At 46.5% G+C, this 18,326-nt stretch carries 12 protein-coding genes; 5 read left to right on the top strand and 7 right to left on the bottom strand.

Going from position 1 to position 18,326, the window contains the following annotated elements:
- Nucleotides 1-87: 87 nt before the first annotated feature.
- Nucleotides 88-2,277: a tetratricopeptide repeat protein gene (locus HFV01_RS12180; RefSeq protein ID WP_193521132.1), complete on the top strand. Its 2,190-nt coding sequence runs from the start codon at nucleotides 88-90 to the stop codon at nucleotides 2,275-2,277.
- 898 nt (nucleotides 2,278-3,175) lie between these two features.
- Here HFV01_RS12180 and HFV01_RS12175 read toward each other — a convergent pair.
- The 5 genes from HFV01_RS12175 to hpsA form a co-directional block, all read right to left on the bottom strand.
- Entirely contained in the window at nucleotides 3,176-3,898 is a 723-nt protein-coding gene (locus HFV01_RS12175; protein WP_006625415.1) for a pilus assembly FimT family protein, read from the bottom strand.
- A gap of 206 nt (nucleotides 3,899-4,104) precedes the next feature.
- The gene (locus HFV01_RS12170) at nucleotides 4,105-4,668 is read right to left on the bottom strand and encodes a prepilin-type N-terminal cleavage/methylation domain-containing protein (protein ID WP_006670635.1); all 564 of its coding nucleotides are present in this window, start codon (nucleotides 4,666-4,668) and stop codon (nucleotides 4,105-4,107) included.
- Nucleotides 4,669-4,685: 17 nt separating this feature from the next.
- The gene (gene hpsC, locus HFV01_RS12165; protein ID WP_193521131.1) at nucleotides 4,686-5,639 is read right to left on the bottom strand and encodes a hormogonium polysaccharide secretion pseudopilin HpsC; all 954 of its coding nucleotides are present in this window, start codon (nucleotides 5,637-5,639) and stop codon (nucleotides 4,686-4,688) included.
- Nucleotides 5,640-5,700: 61 nt separating this feature from the next.
- Nucleotides 5,701-6,330: a prepilin-type N-terminal cleavage/methylation domain-containing protein gene (locus HFV01_RS12160; protein WP_193521130.1), complete on the bottom strand. Its 630-nt coding sequence runs from the start codon at nucleotides 6,328-6,330 to the stop codon at nucleotides 5,701-5,703.
- Between the two features lie 61 nt (nucleotides 6,331-6,391).
- Entirely contained in the window at nucleotides 6,392-11,167 is a 4,776-nt protein-coding gene (hpsA, locus tag HFV01_RS12155) for a hormogonium polysaccharide biosynthesis protein HpsA (protein ID WP_193521129.1), read from the bottom strand.
- Between the two features lie 559 nt (nucleotides 11,168-11,726).
- Between hpsA and HFV01_RS12150 the strand changes: the two genes are divergently transcribed.
- Nucleotides 11,727-12,245 carry a TRAP transporter small permease subunit gene (locus HFV01_RS12150; RefSeq protein WP_006625409.1) on the top strand — a complete coding sequence of 173 codons (519 nt, stop codon included), beginning with the start codon at nucleotides 11,727-11,729 and terminating at the stop codon, nucleotides 12,243-12,245.
- Between the two features lie 167 nt (nucleotides 12,246-12,412).
- Entirely contained in the window at nucleotides 12,413-12,628 is a 216-nt protein-coding gene (gene thiS, locus HFV01_RS12145) for a sulfur carrier protein ThiS (RefSeq protein ID WP_006625407.1), read from the top strand.
- Here the strand turns inward: thiS and HFV01_RS12140 are convergent.
- Together HFV01_RS12140 and dnaK are read right to left on the bottom strand one after the other, a co-directional pair.
- Nucleotides 12,625-13,626, bottom strand: a complete 1,002-nt coding sequence (locus HFV01_RS12140) for a DnaJ C-terminal domain-containing protein (protein ID WP_006625406.1) — start codon at nucleotides 13,624-13,626, stop codon at nucleotides 12,625-12,627. The two genes, thiS and HFV01_RS12140, sit on opposite strands and share 4 nt — an antisense overlap.
- Before the next feature lie 84 nt (nucleotides 13,627-13,710).
- Nucleotides 13,711-15,738 carry a molecular chaperone DnaK gene (dnaK, locus tag HFV01_RS12135; protein WP_193521278.1) on the bottom strand — a complete coding sequence of 676 codons (2,028 nt, stop codon included), beginning with the start codon at nucleotides 15,736-15,738 and terminating at the stop codon, nucleotides 13,711-13,713.
- Nucleotides 15,739-15,909: 171 nt separating this feature from the next.
- Here dnaK and pds point away from each other — a divergent pair, with 171 nt between their 5' ends.
- Nucleotides 15,910-17,295 carry a 15-cis-phytoene desaturase gene (gene pds, locus HFV01_RS12130; protein ID WP_006625402.1) on the top strand — a complete coding sequence of 462 codons (1,386 nt, stop codon included), beginning with the start codon at nucleotides 15,910-15,912 and terminating at the stop codon, nucleotides 17,293-17,295.
- Between the two features lie 88 nt (nucleotides 17,296-17,383).
- Nucleotides 17,384-18,313, top strand: a complete 930-nt coding sequence (gene crtB, locus HFV01_RS12125; RefSeq protein WP_006625401.1) for a 15-cis-phytoene synthase CrtB — start codon at nucleotides 17,384-17,386, stop codon at nucleotides 18,311-18,313.
- Nucleotides 18,314-18,326 lie beyond the last annotated feature (13 nt).

Genomic DNA, 18,326 nt, shown 5'->3' with positions numbered 1-18,326 from the left:
GCTTTGAGTTTCTGGCTGGTGGGCTAGAAGGCTGATCAACCCGCCTTTTGTGGATCATGTAATTGATGGCTTTTTGAAAACTTGTCTATGTCCACTGCTAATCAAGCTGTAGTTTGTCTGAATTTGGGAAATGATTATGTTGGGTCTCAACAATGGGAACTGGCGGCGAATTGTTATCGACAGGCTATTGAGGCTGACCCTAACTTAGCCGCCGCCTATACCAGTTTAGGCAGCATTTGGCAACATTTGCAACAACCCCAAGCTGAGGCGGAAAAACTTTATCAGATAATTAGCGAAAATCCTGGTTCTGTTAACCCAAATTTTGGTTTGATTGTCGGTGAGAGTTTGGAGAAACACCAGGATAGCCAAGGCGCGATCGCTTGGTATAATTTGGCGATCGCTATTCATCCTCAATTTGCAGTCGCTCACTATAAACTCGCCCAGGCATATCATAACACAAATCAGGTCGATTTGGCAATAGCCAGTTATCAGAAAGCCATTGAATTGCAGCCCAATATATATATCTATTATATCGGTTTGGGTCAAGCACTGAGTAGCACCAAACTAGATGAACAAGCTATCACCGCCTATCAGAAAGCCATTGAACTCAAGCCAGACTTTTCTTGGTCTTATCACCATTTAGCAGTCATTTTAACTCGATTAGGGCGTATTGACGAAGCCATAGACAACTATCGCCAGGAAATTGAATTAAACCCGGATTTTTATTGGTCTCACTTTCACTTGGGCGATTTACTCAGCCAGCAAAATCAGCCGGAAGAAGCGATCGCCGCCTACCGGAAAGCGATCGCCATTAACCCTCAACAACCAGAAGCACATCAACGGCTGACCGAGATTTTATCCCGAGACCAAAAAACTGGCGAAGATGCACTTTTAGGGGGGAGATATGAAGAAGCGATCGCCATTTATCGGGATATGGTCGCCGCTAAACCTGACTATTCCTGGGGATATTATGGTTTGGGTTTAGCATTACTAAACCTGCGCCAATGGTCAGAGGCGATTGAGGTATTTAATCAGGCAATTAATCTCAATCCCGATTGTTTTTGGTCTTATAATAATCTGGGATATTGTTTGTTTAAACAGGGAGAAATCCCCCAGGCGATTGATGCTTATCGAAAAGCGATCGCCATTGATCCAGAAATCCCAGAAGTCTATATTCGCCTGGGTGATACCCTCTTACAACAGCAAGATATTGATGGCGCAATTGCCGCTTATTTAGACGCTATTAAAGCCCAACCAGACGGGGAAATAGCATATATAAAACTGCGGCATTTACGCACCTATAGTTTTATCAAATTACAACCCGAGCAAATAGAGGCGATCGCCTCCGGTTATCAGCAGGCAATTTCCCAGGTTCCCCACTATCCCGAACCCTACATAAATTATGGTGATTTACTCACCGAAATAGGCGACATTTCCGCCGCCATTTCCACCTACAAACAGGGAGTCTTAGCCAAAACCAAAATCATTCGCCCCGAATTTTTTAGCAACCACTGGGAAACCGCATCAGTTCAAGGTCCGAATTTCCTAATTATTGGCGCTCAAAAAGGTGGCACAACCTCCCTTTATGAATACCTTTGTCATCATCCCCAGATAATTCCTAACCTCCATAAAGAAGTCGATTTTTTCATGTGGCAATATTACCGAGGCTTAGACTGGTATCTCGCCCATTTTCCCCCCATTCCCCCTGGCGGCGAATTTCTCACCGGAGAAGCCAGCCCTAGTTATATAGTCGATAGTAAAGTATGCGATCGCATTTCGCAAGCCTTCCCAGAAGTCAAGCTAATTGTCACCCTCAGAAATCCAGTAGATCGGGCTTTTTCTCAATATCAAGACCACCGAAATTGGATGGGTCAAGAAAAGCGGACTCTCGAGCAAGCCATGATAGATGAAATTGCCATTCTCGATACCATTGACGACCCCACCCAAGCCGAACGCAAATTTTGGGGATGTCAATATGGTTATCTACTGCGGGGAATGTATGTTTATTTTCTGGAAAAGTGGATGCAAAAATTCCCTCCCGAACAGCTTTTAATCCTCACCAGTGAAGAATTATATAACCACCCCCAGAACACCCTCAAACAGGTATTTGAGTTTTTAGGTCTTCCCGACCATCAACTCTCCGAATACCCCCGATATACCGCAGGTTCCTATAATCCCATACCAGAAACATTACGTCAGACCCTAGGCGACTTTTTCCGTCCCCACAACCACAAACTCGAGGAATTATTAGGCCGAAAATTCCATTGGTCGCCGTAGGTTAAGAAACCTGGCTTCTCTCCTGGAAGTTAAGAAACCCGGTTTCTCTCCTAGAAGTTAAGAAACCCGGTTTCTCAAAGAAACCGGGTTTCTCGGTAACAGGGGGTTTCTCTCCTGAGTCAAGAAACCTGGCTTCTCTCCTGGAAGTTAAGAAACCCGGTTTCTCAAAGAAACCCGGTTTCTCGGTATTTCTCAAAGAAACCCGGTTTCTCGGTAACAGGGGGTTTCTCTCCTGGAAGTTAAGAAACCCGGTTTCTCAAAGAAACCCGGTTTCTCGGTCACAGGGGGTTTCTCTCCTGAGTCAAGAAACCTGGCTTCTCTCCTGGAAGTTAAGAAACCCGGTTTCTCTCCTGGAAGTTAAGAAACCCGGTTTCTCAAAGAAACCGGGTTTCTCGGTATTTCTCAAAGAAACCCGGTTTCTCGGTCACAGGGGGTTTCTCTCCTGAGTCAAGAAACCTGGCTTCTCTCCTGGAAGTTAAGAAACCCGGTTTCTCAAAGAAACCGGGTTTCTCGGTATTTCTCAAAGAAACCCGGTTTCTCGGTCACAGGGGGTTTCTCTCCTGGAAGTTAAGAAACCCGGTTTCTCAAAGAAACCGGGTTTCTCGGTATTTCTCAAAGAAACCGGGTTTCTCGGTAACAGGGGGTTTCTCTCCTGAGTCAAGAAACCTGGCTTCTCTCCTGGAAGTTAAGAAACCCGGTTTCTCAAAGAAACCGGGTTTCTCGGTATTTCTCAAAGAAACCGGGTTTCTCGGTAACAGGGGGTTTCTCTCCTGGAAGTTAAGAAACCCGGTTTCTCAAAGAAACCGGGTTTCTCGGTATTTCTCAAAGAAACCCGGTTTCTCGGTCACAGGGTCGCTACCCAATTAATAATTATTAATTATTAATTATTAATTATTAATTAATGGCAATAGTAGCCATTTTGATCCGGTCTTTGCTGTTGCTGACCAATGCGAGTCGCACCTATCAGCGTCGAAATGATGATACATCGCTTTTGACCTGGAACTTCAGGATGATGGATAGCAATGCGTCCCTTCGCAGCTAGAGAAGTTTGCGTGCAGAAATTAGACGGGTTATAGACCGGACAGCCTTGGTAGTTGAATAAAACTCGGTACACCGTCCCCGCGTTTCGGACTTGGTTGGTGTCGGGGTCTACTCTTCGCAGCGTCGTTTCATATTTATTCCTGGTGTTCCTTTCCCGGTTGTGAATTTCTATCCCCGGTTCTAGGTTAGTCCATGAACCTTCTGGGAGTTGACCAGGGGGAGTCTTCGCGGGATGGACCGCTACCTGTACTCGTCCCCCATATTCCCTGATACTCGCTTGCCATGATGTACTAGATAGTATAGCCTCACTTTTGGCTGAGTGGATAGCCCAGTTGAGTCGCCGGATAGAGGTTTGCAGTTTCTGGTTATTCGCGAAACCTAGCCAAGTCGGAACCGCTATCCCACCTAGTATTGATATAATCACCATCACCCCTAAGACTTCTAACAAAGAAAACCCAGATTCTGTAGGGGATTTTCGCGATTTCGCACCCGGAGAGTCACTGCTAACTGGTTTTTCAGCCACTAAATTAATAGCCTGTTTCTGAACCAGAAGCAAGTGCTTAATTAATGTATTTTCCATTATTTAACCTGGGTCACAAGGATAGATGTCGTGTAGGTCAGCTAACCGCAGCATACACAACTAATCTCACTCGTAAAAGGCCTCGTTACGGGTGATATCTTTGGTGGTGTATTCTAAACTATGTTTTCGTAAATTGGGGGTAAAGTTTTGTAAAATATTCAGTAGATAATTAATTTTTTGTGTTACAATTGGCTAGTTAGAACTACTCAATCAGGGCAATCATCTCCTTCCCGTCTCGCCGTCGATAGTAGTGTCGTTCTGACAGCCACGCAATGTGTCACGCTATTATCAGCGGAAGATACAACTACCCAAAAAGGATTATCTTCGGTTATGCTATTTAATACAACTCCTAGATGGTCAAACCTTAGGATGTTATCGCCTCCTGGTGCGACAACTCGCAGGGTAATTTGTCCCTGTTTAATCTCGCCATTGACATCGAGAGTTTGCCAACCCGCGTTATCGTCGCTCGGTCGTCCCTCAGAGGTCAAATAAATTCGATATGCGGGTATACCTCGAGGCTCACCAAATTCTAGGGAGCGATATCTACTGGTTAATTGCGCTTCGCTTTGAGCGCGTTGTATGGCGTTAAAAACCCGGTCGTTAACGGTGCGAACCTTTTGTCTATTGGCAAACATTATCCATGTCGGAGCGGCGATCGCACCCACAATGCCAACCATTAAAACTACCACCAAAATCTCAATGATGGTGAAGCCCGACTGGTTTTTGGTGCGCCTGGGATTGACCGATTTTGGGTTAATTAAAACACTCATTTTATAGGTTCCTTTTATTATAAATTCCCTGATTTTATCGGTTTAATTCGACCTAAGCCTTCAACCAAAAAGTTCGTCTCTGGAAAAAGCGATCGCTGATTCGGGTTGAATTCTGTAGCATTCGGATCAATGCGAATTGCCGCATTCATTCTCAGGTTAACTAAAGCTACTGTCCTAGCCGAGTCTACACATACAAAAAAGCCATATCTACCCCCCGATAGTAAATCGTCACTATCATCATTACTGATGCCACGAGACTCACAATCTATATTTGTTAGTTTTGTTTTGTCTATGTAATCAATCAGAACTTCTCGTGGTTGTGTAATAGGGCCGCTGGCTCTCCACCTATTCATTATGTCCTGGAGCGTATCGTTTTCTTCATCTGATTCAAAGTTTGATTGAAAACCATCATCTGGTCTTGTATCACCCACGCAGTTACGGCTACTATCCCTAGGACAATCTCGTATTTGTAGGCGAGAAATACGCGCCTGACCAGACCAAGGACTATTAGGCTCTCTTTCTGTTTGTAAATAGTAAGCAACTAAAGAGAAAACTTGGGCATCATCGCAACGGTTATTATCGCAATCACGGTCTCGATCGTTAGGGGGGGGAACAGCATTGGGGATAAACTCCTGTCTCCAGAACACCAATACCACATTATCGGAATCAGGAAGTTGGCGACTAATCGCATTAACCCCTTGACCGTCGTAGATATAGATAGCTTGGGAGAGGTCGCGGCGAATGAAATCTGCTGCCGTCTGTAACTCCTGTTCCGATCTGGCTCTGATTTCTTCCCGGGTATCGGTTTGTAAAACATCCACCACAAAGAATAAGATGGGCGTGATGATCATACTAGCCACAACCGCCGAAACCAATAACTCAATCATCGTGAAGCCTAAGTCATTCCCCTGGGTGGTTTTTGACCTAGGTTTCAATACACAAATTAACCAAAACCGAACTAGGGACAGCATAACTACCTCTCTACCGGGATAATCTTACTTTTGCACTCCATGGGAACCATCACCAAACCTATTAATCCCCTTCATCGTCAGAACTGCATCCTTCTAAACGCTCACGTAAACTCCCAAAAACCTCATTGCCAGTTCCACTTGGGCTAATCTCCGTTCGCACCTGCACTAGGGGGTCTCTGGGGTTTGCTAAACCAACTCGGGAACTGCCTACATTACTAGACCCGTCATCATTAGCCCCCTCTAGTTGTCCCGATTGAGCAAATGCGTCAGCACGATACACCCTGACAATCAACTGATAACCATGCTGTAGGTTGTCCCTACACTCATTTATGCCAATTCCCTGAACAATCATATCCGTGGGGCTATCGGTTTCACATCCCCCACTTCCGTCATTATCCACACAGAACAAGTCGTCTGGACTGGTTGGTCCAGCGTTCGGGTTACCGGGATTTAAATCCACCAAGTCTTCATTGGTTGGGTCAGCACGGACAGCACTGATATAACTGTTAGCGGCTCTGCTGGCTAGTTCTATGCGCCTAGCCTGTACCCGTGTGGCGAAGGCAAAACCCAACACGGGAGAAATGCCCACCATCAGGATGCTGACCACCACCATAGCCATGATGGACTCAAGCAGGGTGTAGCCAGATTCACTGGACCGGGAGAACTTGGGGAATAGTTTGGGGTTGAACATGGTTCCGCTCAGAATGCAACATGATTAAATAGGATGGTCAGTTATGGGCTACTCGGTTGGACTAGGTTCGACGCTTGAAGAACCTATCAGGGTCTAAAGGACATTGATCAAGAAGGCCTAACTTATCGAGCAACTCATCAGGGAGAAAGTTTGGGCCGTTCTCCCCTTCTTTGCCACACAGCAGGGTATGAATCCAGGGGTCATCCCGACTCACTTCTCGGAAGTATTTATCTGTAGGCTCGGTGCTGGGAGTCACTAGGCGAGACCCGAACAGGTCAGGTGGGAAAATCATCCGACCCACATCATAACCATAGTTCCGGTTAGGGGCTCCGTAGAAGGGAGTTTGACCTTGATCTACCCAGCTCCGGTAGGGACGGTTACCGCTTGTTAAGGGTCGTCCGAACTTGGTCAAGTGGGGACTATTCTGATTCAAAACTGACATCATTGGTCCGGTGGCGTATGCACTATGTTTGAACTGTATAAAAGAGCCACTGATATTGACCGTTCTGCCCGGCCACATTTCCAGGAAACGGGTAAAGTTATGCAAACCGCCATTGAGTTCAGTTTCATTACCATTGGTTTGCCTGATTGGAGAATCACCACTGGCAATAATTAGGTTAAAGGTAGTTGCCACAGCCCGCTGTAACAAGTTCTGTTGGTCATGTAGGATTGTATTCAGTTGCACCACAGGTTCCCACAGAGGCTGTGCATAGAGAAAATTGTTATCAGAGTCCTCTTCCTCTTCAATCATCTCACTAAAACCATCGGCTGGCCAATGGAACATGGGATAAGAGCCATTCATTTGGAACACCAAGGGTCGTGGTCCGCTAGTTTTGGGTGCTATGTCAGTGTCAGGGCTATATGAGCTTGTTGTATATTCCTGATCCTGGTCATCATCATCATCGTCATGATCCACAGAATCTGGATGAACCAACTTACCATCTTCATCGAGAATAATTTCTATGTCTACCCCGAAAGGTGCAGGCCTAACTTCATTGCCATTTACTGCCAAGGGAACCGGGTAGCCATTGCTATCGAGGAATAGTTGGTATTTGTGATCATCATCTTGGTAACGCAGGAAGGCAATGCGACGGGGATAGATGCGGTCTCGTGGCAGTTTAACTCGCTCTGCGGTGGTTCCTGCGGGAGGGTAATTACCAGTGTCATCATTGTTTATGCTACGGCTTAATGTCTGCCACTTGGACAGCTCTGAGGCATATTCAGGAAAATGAGTCTGCCCATGTATATTGACTACCCAATCCTTTGGATAACACATGGAAACTAGAGGTTTACGGCAAATCTCCATCAGATATTCAATGCCTGCTGCTCTGGTCTGAATTGGAGTCACATAGTTGTTAACATAGGAACTTCTGAGGATTTCACTACCAATCCATAAGCTAATTGAATTAGCTGCATTATTCCAAACATTTTGAGTAGTTATGAAGTTGTTGTCATAGAAGCCATTAAGCCTACGCACTGCCTCCAGAGTCAGGTCATTTGGTCTCACGTCCTCATCATCCTGATCACCATCTCCATTCAGATCAAAATCGAAGTCAGACTCATTAAATTTTAAAAAGTCGAACTTTTCGTCTCCTTCTAATTCTACTTTGACTGGCTTTAAGTTTCTGCGATTTCTATAATCCAAACTAAGAACCATGTTATTGCGGAGGTTGTAGTCGCCTTCGTTACGAAATCCCTCCCTAAAGGCATCAGAAAGTAGAGTTACCGCATCAGACAGAACCGTGGCGGGCCGCCATTGGTCTTCTGAGGGGTCAGCAAAGCGGATCTCTGGAGTGCTACGAGTGTAGAAGTTACTCCAATTGGCGTTTAAAGTTTGGGTAAACTCCTCAAATTGGTGCAGGTTGTTAAAATTACCTTTCACATACACAGGCAAATTACTAACCAGGATTAACCCTCTTTCTCGATCGCTTCCTTGTGGGCGGTCTAACCTTTGACCCTTAATCAACATGATGCCGTTGGGGCGGCGGGTTTCGTCCACAACAAAGTCCACCGGACTGGTTATGGGGTCGCCATTGCTATTATCTATCAGGGCATCATCACGGGTGGCGTAGATAATGCCACTGTAGGGCAATAAATACTCATTGCTACCTATCGCTTTTTGGCGTAACTTGTCCAAGTCAATCACCGTGGTGCGAATTTCCAGAGGTTGGCGGTCTTCTATGGCGCGATCATAAGTGCCTTTACCATCAGCAAGATCATGATCATAAGTGCCTTTACCATCAGCAAAGAAACCGTCACCATCCTCCAGGGATTTCACCTGGCGACCATCCAGTAAAGTTCTTTCATAAATCGTACCATGGTCAATAATATCTGGTCTGGGAGGCCCTGCCTCATCCGTCAGAATCTTAATCGCACATACAGCGGCATCAATAGCCGACTGATCCGCTAGAGTGCGGTCTTCAGGCAATTTCTCTATGGCTACACGCAGGGGTTCGTTCACCTCACGCCCATCAGGGAATCTTAGACTAGCTTGATATTGCAGCTTCTCTTCCAGAGTAGCCGCCCCCGGAGTATCCTCAGATACTACACCATAGGGATCACGACGGGTTGTGCTTCGGGCTAATCGACCGATATCCTCAATTTGAGGGGCATAGACTATGCCGTTGTGGGACATACCCTCGCCAGTAGCCGTCGCCGCTTCCCAAGGCAAACCATGCTCATTTTTAGCGGTTTCCTGGGTGGTCGGGTCGTAGTAACTGCTGATACACGCTATAGGCTCTTGGCGAACGCCCGGCCTCGACCAGGGAGTGGTTGTATAGTGATACACCACAGTAGCCCGCATTTGCAGGTCTCCCTTTGGTTCATTACTTTGCGCTTTGCCATCGAAATTACTGTCCTCCCACATAGCCATGGTATCTGGCCAAACCAAATCTTCATCATCCTCGGGCAGATTCTCAACCTTGGGCCGAGGCAAAAACGATTCCTCGTCCGATTCCTCGTCCGATTCCTCGTCCCACCAGTAAATTCCCGCGCCAGTAACTACCCGCAGTCCTCCTATAAGGCGTTCCTCCTCTGTCCACTGTCTGGCTGCTGCCCTTTCCCAAAAACCGTTGCGACCCGTATCCCCCAGGTCTGGCATATCAAACATTTGAGTCCTGCGGAAGCGAGCTGATTCACCAGAAGGAGCTTGATGCCACTCCCTATCCTCGATAAATTGTGCTGTACCCTCTCCGTGAAACTTATTGTCACCCCTTCTATTACTGTCATACCATCTAGCAGGTAAACCATTGCCCACCACAATGCGATCGCCAACCCTTGTTTCTCGTTGATTCTCTTTCACCATATCCGGGTGAGTAGCAGGTATATGTAATCTGTTGTTACCATCATTTCTCAGATCTAAGCCGTTCAGAGGGACGGTGGGGATGGATTGAGTAGCATCCCCCCCTCTAATATTGTAGGGATAAATCCATTCATCTATCGGTCGCAGGTCATTGCCGGAACCTTGAGCCCGTTTCTCATAATTTTGATTGCATCCTTGGGGGTCTTCCCAGTCGGGGGCGGTGTAATCATCTTCTTCCACATTAGGAACCCGACGGGTTCTAGCCCGGAAGTAGTTTTCTAGGGCTATAAGCCTATCTGTTCCCTCCTTCACGGCTTCCTTAACTTCATCAGGGTCAGTATTAGCGGATTTACAGTTCTGCTCGAACACTAAGCCACTGATTCTCTCCGCATACTCCAATTGGTTAGTAACCATCTGATTTGGAAAAGCACCCACCGGTTTATTCTCTCTTGTAAAAGGCACATCATCATGTCCACCACGTCTGAATAGATGGACTCTGGCTTGCCCAGTAGAATCCTGGTTTAATGACGCTTGTCCGAAGCCAACATTTCCCCCCACTAAAATCTTGCTGTTTTCCATTTTATAAAAGCAAGATTCGGGGCTACTCACCTGATAATAGTTAATCGCTCTATTGTTGTCATTAACATGAACCAGGTTGCCATTGACCATAATCCGGCCATTCAACCTGAGTTCTTGACCAGGGGTAATGTCCAAATCTCCCTCGTAGAGCACAGCATTAACAGTTATAGGCACAGCTCGTCTATCTTCCTGCATTTCCACCGCAGCAAAACCCCTACCACTGACGGGTATACTGGCAGCGTAGATAAAAAATGGTTTTTCCAGCAAACCCCCAGAGGCAGAATACCAATCACGAACACCTGAATCCGAACCAATACTCTGACATTCGCGACGACTGCCTGGACCTAGCCTAGGCAGAGGCAATCCCCTGGCTTCTACGGGAGTTCTAGTTTTGGGGAGACCATCGTTATCGTTTTCGGGGCTCCTCAGAAAAATTCCATAAATATTGTATCTATCTGGGTCGCCGTCACCATTCAAATCTTCCTTAAATCCCCAGGCAGTATCTATGCGGTCTCCGTCAAACTCTAGGGTCAGTCGTTCTTCACCAACAAAGTTATACCGTTCTGCCTCCAACTCTCCCATTAATTCAGCTTCATCAGGGGCTGCCCGTCTTGTTCTTTCAAATGCCTCATCCAGTTTGGCGCTGGCCCGTTCCAGGGCGGGTGTGGCCGCTAACAGCACTTCCTGGCTAACCCGCACATTTTGCGCTACCTGCGCCCGGTCTAAGGCTCGGAATGCGATCGCCACCGTTAACAGTACCACCACTAACATCACCATGGTTACTGTCGGCAACACAAAACCCTCTACTCGCTGGCGATCGCCCCTATTCATATTCAACCAATTTCCCAGGAGCGATCGCTTTAAGCCCCCGATAGCCCGGTTACCAAACTTCCGGATCTCTCCTAACCATAATCGAATAGGTAACTTAGGTTTTCTGTGATTATGCTGATTGTGCATAAGACGACTTCCTGACCTTAGAGTTTAACTGAATACACCGGCTGATAAATAATACGGCGAGATAAATATAAATACACTCATAGCTGTGGTATTATTACCCACAACTAGGCGACTAAGTACCCCGGTTATCCCCGCAAAGGGCAACTAGGGTACAGCTTTTTCTATTATCACAAATCGACTGAGTTAATGGTGAGTTAGCGATCGCCTTTCTCCTGTGCGATCGATCACATTCACAAACTCGGTTCGAGGGTTATAGGCTTATGGAGCATTAGTCCTCACCTACATATTAGCATTCCCAACTCAACCTAAAAAACGATCACCTTTTTCTTTTCTCCACCTACCTCTAATGTTAACTTTTGTAACTAAATGTTAACTTTTGTTGCGAAAAAAATTTTTTCTGGGGGGGTTGCTTGCTTTTTCCGCCACCCCCTGCTATACTTTTAGATAATGGGAATAGTAACAATTTTAGAATTTAGGCACAGATTTATATTATGTAACTGTTCATATATTATCACAAATTCCCAGAGCTTGTCAACCCCCTACCTATGAGAGTTAAAAAGTGGATAGACTGCTAATTGTATCCCAATTCATCGATCGCATGAATAATTATTTAGGGCGGGTGGTTTCCTGGTTAGCCCTAGTCATGATCGGAGTAGGAACCTGGAATGTAATTGGTAGGTATGTGGGTAGGGCGATCGGGCAAAATTTAAGTTCTAATGCACTCTTAGAAACCCAGTGGTATATTTTTGATATCATCTTTTTATTAGGTGCAGCCTATACCCTCAAACATCATGATCATGTAAGGGTTGATGTCATTCAAAGTCGGTTAAATGTTAAGCAAAAAGCCCTAGTTGACTTATTGGGAACCGCCTTATTTTTAATTCCCTTTTCCGTGATGATTATTTTCTACTCCTGGGGGGCTGTCTCCAACTCCTGGCTAATTCGGGAAGTCTCCCCCGACCCCGGCGGCTTACCCCGCTACCCAATTAAGGCGTTAATTATAGTTAGTTTTGTGTTATTAATTATTCAGGGCATCTCGGAAATTATCAAAAACTTGGCAATTATCCGAAATAATTAATAATTAATAATTAATAATTAATAATTAATAATTGGGTTCTACCCTAGAAACCCGGTTTCTTTGAGTCTGGGGTTAGAAACCCGGTTTCTTTGAGAAACCCGGTTTCTTGAAGTCTGGGGGAGAAACCGGGCTATAATTGGTAATTGATAATATTGGGATGGGGAAATATGAGCGATCGCACTATCACCCTGAAAGTTAACGGAGAGGCGCAAACTTGCGCCCCAGATACTAGCCTACCTAAATTTTTGGAAGATTTGGGGTTAAATCCCCGTTTGGTGGCGGTGGAGTATAATGGGGAAATTCTCCACCGACAGTTTTGGGAAACTACGACTATGGAAATGGGTGATATCCTGGAAATTGTCACCATTGTGGGTGGTGGCTAAACAGGGAGATCTTCACGGGGATTAAAAGTTTCGATTTCTCGGAGTTTTTCGTATAATTCCCTCTCCTGGGTGGTGATCTGTTTGGGGGCGACAATTTGAATTTCCACTAACTGATCACCGCGATCGCCATTTTCGTTAGGATAGCCTTTATTAGCTAGTCTCAGACATTGACCCGACACTACCCCCGCTGGGAGTTTAATTTTCACCCAACCGTCAAGAGTGGGAACCTCTATTTCTCCCCCTAGGGTGGCTTCGCTGGGAGTTACTGGAACCTCACAGATAATATTAGACTCTTCCAACCTGAAAAAGTCGTGAGGTTTTACCGTAATTTTCAGGTATAAATCCCCCCCTTGAATGCCCAAATTTTTGAGGCGAATACGTTGACCGGTAAACATTCCCGGCGGCATATTCACCTCAAGCGATCGCCCATCTTCTAGGCGGATACGTTCTGCTCCTCCAGTATAAGCCTTTTCCAGAGGTAAAGTCAAGCGCGCCTCAATATCCCGTCGATTTTCCCGAACCGGAACCCGGTGAATTACCCTAGTATTAGGGGATTTATAGGGGTCAGAAGAAGTCACGCGGGGTGTATCATTAGTAACGGTCCGCACTTCCCGCCGCCGTCCGATAAGTTGATCAATAAAACTATTAAAATCGGCATATTCCCCAAAATCGACCTCCGGTGTTTGAGTTTGGGTGCGACCATTAGCCACCCGACTTCCCCAGGTCTTAAAGCCGCTGACGGGGGATTTTTTGGCACTAGAAAAACCCTTTTGTTTCCAAAATTTGCTGTACTCATCATACTGCGATCGCTTTTCCATATCCGACAGAATATGATAAGCCTCACCAATATCCTTAAACTTCTCTTCTGCTTCCTTATCCCCCGGATTTAGGTCGGGATGATATTGTCTAGCCAAACGGCGATAGACCTTTTTTATCTCATCAGTAGAAGCATCTCTGGAAACCCCTAAAATCTGATAATAATTCCGAAAATTTTGCATAATTTAATCACAATATAAACTCATCAGTCACAGAATCCCAGAAAAGGGAGGAGGGAACCCCACCCCACAGCCTCCCCTGATTACTTACAGCCAGTCGTCATCATCATCATCCCAATTATTACTTTGGGGATAATATCTTTGACCAGGGCGACCAGTTCCCGTTCCCATGTTATTATCGTAACGGGGATAGCCGCGGCCAGCAGCGGGAGGCATATCATAGGGGTCACGGATACGGCGATCGCCACCGCCAAAAGTGCGACGAATCGATCCAAACAGATCATCATCATCATCTTGGGTAGCAAACACAGACACCTCGCGACTCAAATCATATAGCGCATCTTGCAGATCCGCCCCAATTTGATCAATACCGCGATCGTCATTTCTTTCCAGACTATCCCGCAGCGCCCTAATTAAAGTCTCAATACGACCCCGTTGACGTTGAGCAAACTGCATCCCATAATCTAGGGCAATCTCCCTTAACTGTCTTTCGGCTTGATAAGTCAAAGCCTGGGCGCGATTGCGTTTTTCCACCCTTTCCCGCAGTAGACGGTCTTGGTCTGCAAACTCTTCGGCTTCCCGAATCATCTGATTAACTTCCCCCTGAGACAGAGTAGAAGCACCCTGAATAGTAATGCTTTGTTCGCGACCAGTGGTTTTATCCAAAGCCGTCACCAGGAGGATACCATTAGCATCAACATCAAAAGCCACCTGTATTTGAGGGATACCCCTAGGGGCGGGTGGAATACCGGTCAGCTTAAACCGTCCCAAAGACTTATTATCCTTGGCTAACTCCCTTTCCCCCTGGAGGATATGAATTTCCACCAGAGTTTGATTATTCTCAGAGGTCGAGAAAATATCCGATCGCCTCACCGGGATAGTAGTATTGCGGGGTATGAGTTTTTTCATCACCCCCCCAATAGTTTCCAATCCCACCGATAGGGGTGTAACATCCAATAGCAGGATATCGCGCACTTCACCCCCCAAAATACCCGCTTGAATAGCAGCCCCCACGGCGACCACCTCATCAGGATTAACCCCCTGATTTGGTTCACGGTCAATCAGACTACGCACCAACTGCTGTACAATAGGCATCCGGCTGGCCCCTCCCACCAATACCACCTCATCGATTTGGGTAGGTGAAATTTGGGCATCCACCAAAGCCTGTTTAACCGGGCGGCGTAACCTTTGAATCAGATCAGCACATAATCCCTCAAACTCTCCCCGAGAAAGTCGAGTTTCTAGGTGTTTCGGTCCGTCTGCGTCCGCCGCAATAAACGGTAAATTGATATCAGTTACCCCCACCCCAGATAGTTCTATTTTAGCCTTCTCCGCTGCTTCTGTGAGGCGCTGAAGGGCTTGGCGATCGCGTCTGAGATCCATTCCCTGTTCTTCCAGAAACTTCTCAGCTAACCAATCGACAATTTTTTGGTCAAAATCATTCCCCCCCAGTTGGGTATCCCCGCTAGTGGATTTAACCTCAAATACCCCATCTCCTACTTCCAGGACCGACACATCAAAAGTTCCCCCCCCTAGGTCAAACACCAGAATAGTGCCAAAATCCTGCTTTTGCAGTCCATAGGCGAGGGAAGCCGCCGTCGGTTCATTGAGAATCCGTTTTACCTCTAATCCGGCAATTTTCCCAGCGTCGCGGGTCGCCTGTCTTTGAGAATCATTAAAATAGGCGGGTACAGTAATTACCGCCCCAGTCACCTCCTCCCCTAGATATCGGCTGGCTTCTTCTGCTAATTTCCGCAGTACCATGGAGGAAATCTCTTCCGGTGCGAAATCTCGCTTTAGTCGAGGACATTTGAGGCGGATATTACCATTTTCCTCTCGACGCATAGTATAGGGAACCCGTTTTGATGCCGGGGTTAGGTCTGCATATCTTGACCCAATCAGTCGCTTGACGTTATAAAAGGTATTCTGAGGATTCAAAACAGCCTGCCGCCTAGCCATTTGTCCGACAATCCTTTCCCCCTCTTTAGTAAAGCCAACGACAGAGGGTGTTGTCCGCATCCCCTCAGAATTGGCAATCACGACGGGTTTACCGCCCTCCATGACCGCTACAACAGAGTTAGTTGTTCCCAGGTCAATGCCGACTACTCTACCCATTCGTTGGTGTTCTCCTTGTCTTGTTGGTGTGGCTAGTAGATCTTTTCTAATTTTATCGCTTCCCATCGTCGTCGCCCCAAATGGGGGAGATTCTAATTTTATCGACAGAATGTTACGAGATGTAACCTATAATGAGAACGAAATACAAGCAAGTGATTGAAAGGGTTGTCAATGCGAGTTGCGATCGCGGGAGCGGGTTTGGCTGGCCTAAGTTGTGCCAAATACCTAACCGATATGGGTTATACCCCCATTGTCTTGGAAAGACGAGATGTTCTCGGTGGCAAAGTGGCCGCTTGGAAAGATGAGGACGGGGATTGGTACGAAACTGGACTACATATCTTTTTTGGAGCCTATCCTAATATGCTCCAATTGTTCAAAGAGTTGGACATTGAGGATCGGTTGCAGTGGAAAGAACACACCATGATCTTTAACCAACCAGATCAGCCCGGAACCTACTCTCGGTTCGATTTTCCCGATATTCCAGCCCCCGTTAATGGCATAGTCGCTATTCTTCGCAATAATGATATGCTCACCTGGCCGGAAAAAATTAGGTTTGGCTTGGGACTAATTCCCGCCATGATTCAAGGCCAAAACTATGTCGAACAGATGGATAAATATTCCTTCTCCGAATGGCTTAAACAACAAAATGTTCCCCCCAGGGTGGAAACAGAGGTGTTTATTGCTATGTCTAAGGCTCTCAATTTTATCGGGCCAGAAGAAATATCCTCCACTGTCATTCTAACCGCCCTTAACCGCTTCCTCCAAGAAAAAAATGGCTCGAAAATGGCTTTTCTTGATGGGTCGCCAACGGAAAGATTGTGTCAGCCTCTGGTAGACTATATTACGGAACGAGGCGGACAGGTGCGATTAAATGCTCCGATTCAGGAGTTTTTAGTGGATGAGTCCGGCTGTGTTGAGGGGTTCCTGATTCCGGGGCGAAATGGTGCGCCGGAAGAAGTGCTAACGGCTGATGTCTATGTCTCGGCTATGCCTGTTGACCCGCTCAAGTTGATGTTGCCTAAACCTTGGCAGGAGCTTGATTATTTTAAGCAACTTCAGGGATTGGAAGGGGTTCCCGTGATTAATGTTCATTTGTGGTTCGATCGCAAGTTGACTGATATTGATCACCTGCTGTTTTCCCGATCACCTTTGCTCAGTGTCTATGCGGACATGAGCAATACCTGTAAGGAATATGCTAACCCCGATCGCTCAATGTTAGAGTTGGTTTTGGCTCCCGCTGCTGATTGGATTGGTAACTCAGATGCGGATATTGTGGCCGCTACTATGGCTGAACTGGAAAAGCTATTTCCTCAACATTTCCCATCACCTGCTAAGTTGCTCAAATATCATGTGGTGAAAACGCCGCGATCGGTTTATAAAGCTACTCCTGGCCGCCAGGCTTGCCGCCCAAGTCAAAAAACACCTATCCCTAATTTTTATCTGAGTGGGGATTACACCATGCAACGCTATCTCGCTAGTATGGAAGGTGCTGTGCTTTCTGGTAAGCTGACAGCACAGGCCATTCAACAAGACTTGAGGACTAGCCAAGTCCCCTAATCTCTTAAACGTCTCTAGGGTATTTCCCTAATGACGTTTTGCTAACTGCACAACCTATGGCTGATAGCTCAGGCTTGAAAAAAAACGAATGCTGCAACTCTCTAAATCCCCCTGCATGAGAACTCCGGCAACCCGGTCAGATTCCTATGAACTCTGTCGCCAAATTACCGCACAGTATGCTAAGACGTTTTACTTGGGTACTCAATTGATGCCACAAGCCAAGCGTCAGGCTATTTGGGCTATTTATGTTTGGTGTCGCCGCACCGATGAATTGGTAGATGGTCCGATGGCAAGTTCTACTACTCTGGAAACTCTCGACCGCTGGGAAGAACAACTAGAATTGATTTTCGCTGGACATCCTATTGATCCGGTTGATGTGGCTTTGGTTGATACCCTCGGTCGCTTTTCCCTCGATATTCAACCCTTCCGAGATATGATCGCCGGTCAACGTATGGACCTGTCCCGGAATCGCTACAACACCTTTGATGACTTGAATTTGTATTGCTATCGGGTGGCGGGGACGGTGGGGTTGATGTCTTTAGCGGTTATGGGTACCGCTCAACCTGATCTCAGTGTTCCCTGGAATCGTGACCAGTCTATTTATTATCCTAAAGAAGAGGCGATCGCTCTCGGTATTGCTAACCAGCTTACTAATATTCTCCGAGATGTGGGGGAAGATGCTCGACGGGGTAGGATTTATTTGCCTTTGGATGACCTGGCTCTGTTTAACTATACCGAAGCGGATTTATTTAATGGCATAGTAGATGAACGCTGGCGTGAGTTGATGCGCTTCCAAATACAGCGCGCTCGTAAGTTCTATACCCTCGCCGAAGAAGGTATCGCCGCCCTTCATCCTGATATCCGCTGGCCAGTTTGGACGGCCTTAATGCTCTATAGACAAATATTAGACGAAATTGAACGCAACGAATATGATGTCTTTAACCAACGTGCCTATGTCCCTACCTGGAAAAAAATGATGTGTCTCCCTGTGGCTCAGTTGAGGGCTAGGGTTCTTTGACCCCCCCCCTCCC

Origin of the sequence: Limnospira fusiformis SAG 85.79 (genome assembly GCF_012516315.1) — a bacterium.
GTDB classification, from domain to species: Bacteria; Cyanobacteriota; Cyanobacteriia; order Cyanobacteriales; family Microcoleaceae; genus Limnospira; species Limnospira fusiformis.
The sequence above is the reverse complement of the archived record's forward strand: the minus strand, read 5'-3'. Positions and strand labels throughout refer to the sequence as shown.